Source organism: Chitinophaga sp. (assembly GCF_035564935.1).
Lineage (GTDB): Bacteria > Bacteroidota > Bacteroidia > Chitinophagales > Chitinophagaceae > Chitinophaga.
In genome coordinates this window covers 1-6,865 of record NZ_DATMTE010000250.1, presented here as the reverse complement: position 1 = coordinate 6,865, position 6,865 = coordinate 1, and the positions used below count along the sequence as shown (strand labels likewise).

Sequence of the window (6,865 nt, the reverse complement as noted above, 5' to 3'; positions counted from 1 at the left end):
TTAAAAAATCTGATGCATGACTTTTAATTATGTGCGCCTCCATGCGCCGTTAAGTACTGCGATAAAATGGCAGTTCCCTCTTTTGGTGTTGTTAATGCTAAGCACCTGTATGCTATCGTACGGACAGCAAAGAAAATCAATAGCCTTCAGGGAGGCAGATGTGGCCACTGCCTTCAAAAAAATTGAAAGCACCTACCAGGTAAAATTCTTTTATGCCGCCGGCACATTGCCGGTCAGACGTATCACCCTGGCGTCTAAACAACGGAGCCTGCGGGAAGTATTGGCAGAACTGGAAGATGCATCCGGCTTGCAGTTCAGGATAAGCGGCAATATGATCGGTGTAGTGATGCCGTACAATCCTACCGGCGTTACCAGGGCACAGCCGATGATCAAAGGAAGAGTAACAGACCGGAAAGGACAGCCGCTGCCCGGTGCTACCATCCGGGACATTATCTCCGGCAAAGGCGCTGTAACCGATGCCAACGGCATATTTACCATTGCTTCGGAAGAAGGCCGCCCGTTAATGGTGAGCAGTATCGGTTACCGGCAGAAAACACAGGTTATTTCCGGTACTGAAAACCATATTGCAATGGAAGAAGATGCTACGAGTCTTGGTGGCGTGGTGGTAATGGGTTATACAAATAAACAGGCCAGCGAGCTAACCGGCGCTGTTCAAAAAGTTTCCGGCGATCAACTGCGTAGCTCCGTTTCTTCTTCCAATATACTCTCTATGCTGAAAGCCAAAACTACCGGTATGTATATCGTGGAGAACTCTGCCGATGCCGGTTCAAACAAAGCGCAGGTATTGCTGCGCGGTGAGTCATCTCTCCCATCCGGTACCAGTGCTTACTTTGGGCCGCTCATCGTTATTGACGGGGTAATTTCCAATTCACAGAATTTACAGGACGTGGTAAATCCTGCTGATGTGGAAAGCATCACCATCCTGAAAGATGCAGCATCTACCGCCATTTACGGCTCACGCGCTGCACAGGGTGTAATTGTAGTTACCACCAAAAAGGCTGCTGCCAACAGCGGTGTACACGTAACACTGGATACACGCTATGGCGCTATTAAACAGAACCGCGCTATCCGCATGATGAACACCACGGAAAATACGGCGCTGATGGATAAAGTGATGCAACGCAGATGGGAAGAAACACCTTCCCTGCAGCAACAGTTTCCTACAGCAGCAGATTTCATCAAACAAAGAAGGATTTATACGGATGAAGATAAAACAAAGAACTTCGACTGGGAAAAGGCGATCTTTGATGATGGCAATTTTTCCGATATCAGCCTGGGGCTTAATAGCGGCAACGATAAAACAATGTTATATGCCGGCATAGACTGGTACAAGGAAAAAGGAATTAACGTAGGTAATACTTTCGACCGCCGCAACCTGCGCCTCAATGTAGTGCAGAATTTCTCCAAAAAAGTTTCTGCAGGACTGAATACCAGCGCCATTATCGACAAAACCATTTCTCCCAACGGCGTACCGGTAATTTATATGACCCAGCCATTTGTAACGCCTTATAATGCAGATGGCTCGCTGGCCGACAGTATCCCGGTGAAGCAATCCAATAATTTCGGAGTGCCTTATACTACCTGGTCGCAGAACTTTATCGGGGAAAGGAAATTCGACAATACATCGGTTACCAACAACCAGCACTTTACCGGTACCATATGGCTGAACTACCGTGTATTGCCCTGGTTAAGCGTAAAAACCACCAATACCATCGACTATATTAACGCTCATCGTAACTCTTACATGGATCCCCGCAGCTTTTCAGGGAAGTACGGAGGCTATCCTTACCTGTTTGCACCGGGTGCTGCAGTTCCCAACGGAACCCTTACTATTGCAGACACCAGGTTCTTTAATTTCACTTCTACCAATACGTTGAATGCCTCCAAACAGTTTGGCCATCACAATCTGAATTTCCTGGCCGGAACAGAGTGGGCAAAGCGCACCAATGAAACCAGCAGCATTGATATGTATAACCTGTTACCAGGAGAAAGAAATATGGGCGCCGCCAAAAATTTTGGCAGTGCCATCACCGTTGCTTACAATTCGCCGTACAGGCCCTTGGGTAGTTATACTGAAAGAGCCAGCTTCTCCGCCTTCAGTGAGCTGAACTACAACTACCTCGCTAAATACTATGCGGCTGCTTCCCTTCGTACCGATGCTTTCACCAATTTTGGCCGTAACAAAAGGTACGGTACCTTCTATGCGGTAAGTGCCGGCTGGCTGATCAACAAAGAAGCATTTCTGGCAGATGTGAAAGCAATAGACCTGCTGAAGCTGAGAGTAGTGCACGGAACTTCCGGAAGGGATGTAGGCGATGGTTACCTGAACCAAACCCTTTACGCCGCAAACACCAATTATACCTATGATAATATTAATAACATAGGCTCTTCCATTACACAGCTGGAGAACCCCGACATCAGCTGGGAAACCACTGTTAATAATACAGCGGGAATAGACCTCAGCCTGTGGAAACGCTTAGAGCTTTCCGCGGACCTCTATTCAAAACTCAGTAAAAACCTCCTGCAACAGGTATTTGTGGGCTCTGCACAAGGCTCGTTTCAGCAATACCAGAACGTAGGAGAAGTATTGAACAAAGGATTGGAACTGATGCTGAACACCCGCAATATAGATACCCGGAATTTCAGCTGGACCACAAACCTGAACGTAAGTTTCAATAAGAACACCATAAAAAAACTGTATGGCGATTCCCTTCTTGATAATTACAACCGCGCCTATTACCGTTATAAAGGAGAAGACCTTAATGTAATTAAAGCCATCCGCTATGCAGGTGTAAATCCTGATAACGGGGCGCCGCTGTTTGAAAATTATGATGCTTCCGGGAAGAAGCAGGTAGTAGAAGGCATTGGTGGAATGGCTGATATCCGCAATTACCAGACAGTTGGTTCCGCTACACCCAAATTTTTCGGTGGTTTCACCAATACTTTTACCTACAAACAATTTTCCCTGAGTGCAGAAATGTGGTTCCAGGTAGGCAACTATACCGCCATGAGCCTCATTAATAACTTCCAGGATCCCATTGCTCCTTTCCTTGGCAGGAATAATGTGAACTGGCAGCCGGGTCAGAAAGTATGGCAGCAACCCGGCGACAAAGCCGCCAACTATCCGGACGTATACAGCAGCAAAATGGATACCTGGCGCGTGTTCGACAGTCGTTCTTCGCTTGTTTACGGCAACGCCAGCCATATCCGCATGCGGAACATCCGGCTCGGGTACGACCTGGCTCCAAAAACATTGACGAAGATCCGTGCACAGCGTGCGGGCGTATTCGTTAGTATGGACAATGTTTTCGTGATCAAACATAAAGACTATGTGGGAGCCGATCCTGAAGGCGCCACCATCGGCACCTCTACCGCCTACGGAGGCGTAGGCATCGGAAATGCTAACCCACGGCGCATCACTGCCGGTCTTAATGTTACATTCTAAACTACTGACAAATGAAGCGTACAATTATAATAGCCGCCGTAAGTCTTATTTCATTAAGCGCCTGCAACAAACAACTGGATGAGCTGCGCCCGCACAACGTTACCAATGAAGCGGCCCAGTTCAGTACCCCTGATGGGTTTGCACAGGCCGCGCTGGGCCTTTACCCGATGATCACTACTGGTGTTTCCATGACGAATAGCTTTGGATATGGCGACATTACGATGTTTCTTTCTGAAGCACATAGCAATAATATTCATTCACTTGATCTGGGGCCTAACTTCTACACTGATGCGTTTAACTATATTAACTCCCCCGATAAGGATCATAGCTGGACATACAATTTATGGAGAGGAAGTTATTTCATTATTCTTCATGCCAACAAATTGCTGGATAACGTTGTCAAAGATGAACAGCGCCCGGTGGTATTGCAGGCTAAAGCAGAAGCATTATTCGTGAGAGCGTTCGTATACTTTAACCTGGTACGTTTCTATGCAAAGCCCTACTACCAGGATGCTGCTACATCGCCGGGTGTGATGCTGATCACTACCGCTACCAATGGTATCGACTATAAACCCGCCCGCAGCAGCACCAAAGCAATATATGAACAGGTTATTGCAGACCTGGAAACATCCATTTCCCTGTTTAACCAGGAGAAGTCCAACAGCTTTGCCGGGAAGCAGGCTGCCGCTGCGTTGTTATCGCGTGTCTATCTTTATATGGGCGGCACCTTCCAGCAGCCGGATGCGGCATTTAACCAGAAAGTGGTGAGCTATGCCGACCAGGTGATTAACAGTAATAAGTATGCCTTGCTGCAAAACGATGCATACCGCGCTTATTACAACAGCAGCAACGTGGCCAATAAGGAAGATATCTTTGCCGGCAACATGGACTTTGGAAGTGCATCAATCAGCCAGCAATATGCGTATCCCCCGCAAATCAACTATACAGGCGGCTATTACCGTCCTTCTTCCGACCTGCTGTTGCGCATTACAAAAACGGATCTGCGCACTTCCCATTACAAGGTGAATGTAACCCCCGGTTTTCCCAACGACAGCATTGCTACCGCTAAATACATGTACTTGTACAATGCTATTTTCAGCAAGTCACCGTTCCGGTATATCCGCCTTGCGGAAGTATACCTGAACCGGGCGGAAGCCAATGCAAAACTTGGTAAAAAAGAGGCTGCACTGGCAGATCTGAACATAATCCGTAACCGGGCAGAACTTGCGTCTGTGGATCTTTCGGGGCAGGCGCTGTTTGATGAAATATTATTGCAACGCAGAATAGAACTGGCCTTTGAAGGGCATGCAGGGTTTGACTATTTCAGGAATGGCTTGCCAATGGTGCGGAACTATTCCTCTGCCAGCAGCGGCGCTATGACTATCCCTGCCACAAGCCCTAAAATATTGCTGCGCATTCCGCAGGAAGAAATCATCCTTAATCCAAATCTTACACAAAACGAACAATAACATTATGAAAAAAATAATCTGCGTATTGTCGTTACCGTTAGTATTAAGCCAACTGGTAATCGCACAACAAAAATTCAGTATAGCCGGCACCGTTACCGGTAATGCACCATCCAAATATTACCTGCAGTACAGCAATGGCACAAAGTATGTAACAGACAGCGCCGAAGTAAAGAACGGCAGGTTCAGCTTTGCAGGCACGCTGCTGCAACCTGCGCCCGGCATGGTTTCCGCAGCACTGATAAGGAACATGACCGGCAACAAAAAAGAGCAGGCATCCCTGTTCCTGGAACCTGCCGCCATGACTATCAACATAGCTAACGGCGATCTCAGCACCATTGTGATGAAAGGCTCTGTAAGCAATGATGAAAATGTACAGCTGGAAAAAGAAAAGGAAGCCGCCACGGAAAAATATAAACCATTACTGGAAGCATTGCGTAATGAAAAAGACCATGATAAAGCAGGAGCCATCCGTGAACAACTGGCGCCTTACTTTAATACCAACAGCCAGTTATCAAGGAAGTTTATCCGCGAACATCACAACTCCTTCCTGAGCCTTTACCTGATGCGCTTTGAAATTGGCAGCATGACACTGGACTCCGCCAGATACTACTACAACAGCCTGAACGCTGCGTTGCAAAAAAGTAAAGATGGTTTGGCCATAGCCAAAGAAATAAAAAGTCTTGAACAAGGCTCACCAGGCAGTGTTGCTTTTAACTTCAGTAAAAAAGATATCAATGATCAGTCGCTCAGCTTATCTGATTTCAAAGGAAAATATGTGCTGGTAGATTTCTGGGCCAGCTGGTGCGTGCCTTGCCGTGCAGGTAATCCCCACTTGCTTGAGTTATATAAACAATACAAGGAAAAAGGCTTTGAAGTGATCAGCGTGTCGGACGACGACCGCAATCATGATGCCTGGAAAAAGGCGGTTGAAAAAGATGGTATCGGTGTATGGAAACATGTGCTACGTGGATTGGATATGGATAAACGAATGAAGAATGAGCCCAACCCTGAAGATATCAGCGAACACTTTGGCATTCATTCTTTACCCACCCAGATATTAATTGATCCGAAAGGCGTAATTATAGCACGCTATGGCGGCGGCGGAGAAGAGCATGAAGCATTGGATGCCAAACTGAAAGAGGTTTTCAACAATTAATTCTTTCTTAAAAGAAGAAAAATGCAGTGAATAGTTCACTGCATTTTTTTTATTTACGAAGCGCCTTCCCATATACTTCCAACGCACGCTTACGCGCTTCCTCATGCAACACTATTGGTTTTGCATATTCAAACCCTTCAAACTCCGGTACCCATTTACGGATATACTTCAAATCCTTATCAAATTTCTGTGTTTGCAAAGAAGGATTAAACACCCTGAAGTAAGGCGCTGCATCGCATCCGGATCCTGCTGCCCATTGCCAGCCGCCGTTATTTGAGGCCAGGTCATAGTCCAGTAGTTTGGCTGCAAAATAAGCTTCTCCCCAACGCCAGTCGATCAACAAATGCTTCGTTAAAAAACTGGCAGTGATCATACGTACCCGGTTATGCATAAAACCGGTGGCATTTAATTCCCGCATACCTGCATCTACAATCGGGTAACCTGTTTCTCCTTTACACCATTTCTCAAACTCTGCTTCATTATTGCGCCAAACTATCTTATCATATTCTTTCTTAAAAGAATTTCCAACCACATGTGGGAAATGCCAGAGGATCATCTGGTAAAATTCCCGCCAAATCAATTCCTTTGCAAACGTAGCATTGAGTTGCATGGCCTGCTGCATCAGTACGCGTATGCTTACAGTACCAAACCGGAGGTGAATACCTAACCTCGATGTGCCATTTACCGAAGGGAAATCGCGGGTTTCATCATAGTGTTTGATCAATGTTTCTTTCAGATCCTTTGAAGGAAAGTGCTTTTCCCCGGCGGCAAATC

General features: G+C 46.5%; 4 protein-coding genes. 3 read left to right on the top strand and 1 reads right to left on the bottom strand.

All coding sequences use genetic code 11. The features are described 5' to 3' along the window. The first annotated feature begins 16 nt into the window (after positions 1-16). Genes VN105_RS06555 through VN105_RS06545 form a run of 3 tightly spaced genes read left to right on the top strand, consistent with a single transcriptional unit; the run spans position 17 to position 6,091 of the window. Positions 17-3,466, top strand: a complete 3,450-nt coding sequence (locus VN105_RS06555) for a SusC/RagA family TonB-linked outer membrane protein (RefSeq protein ID WP_325639108.1) — start codon at positions 17-19, stop codon at positions 3,464-3,466. A gap of 11 nt (positions 3,467-3,477) precedes the next feature. Then, positions 3,478-4,935 carry a RagB/SusD family nutrient uptake outer membrane protein gene (locus tag VN105_RS06550; RefSeq protein WP_325639106.1) on the top strand — a complete coding sequence of 486 codons (1,458 nt, stop codon included), beginning with the start codon at positions 3,478-3,480 and terminating at the stop codon, positions 4,933-4,935. Between the two features lie 4 nt (positions 4,936-4,939). Then, the gene (locus VN105_RS06545) at positions 4,940-6,091 is read left to right on the top strand and encodes a TlpA disulfide reductase family protein (protein ID WP_325639104.1); all 1,152 of its coding nucleotides are present in this window, start codon (positions 4,940-4,942) and stop codon (positions 6,089-6,091) included. Positions 6,092-6,140: 49 nt separating this feature from the next. Here the strand turns inward: VN105_RS06545 and VN105_RS06540 are convergent. Continuing rightward, the coding region (locus tag VN105_RS06540) for a deoxyribodipyrimidine photo-lyase (RefSeq protein WP_325639101.1) at positions 6,141-6,865 on the bottom strand (725 nt) is incomplete at its 5' end.

What these genes read in the sequence shown, in the direction of transcription:
- VN105_RS06555 (WP_325639108.1), top strand. Translation starts at nt 17, where the DNA reads ATGACTTTTAATTATGTGCGCCTCCATGCGCCGTTAAGTACTGCGATA.
- VN105_RS06550 (WP_325639106.1), top strand. Translation starts at nt 3,478, where the DNA reads ATGAAGCGTACAATTATAATAGCCGCCGTAAGTCTTATTTCATTAAGC.
- VN105_RS06545 (WP_325639104.1), top strand. Translation starts at nt 4,940, where the DNA reads ATGAAAAAAATAATCTGCGTATTGTCGTTACCGTTAGTATTAAGCCAA.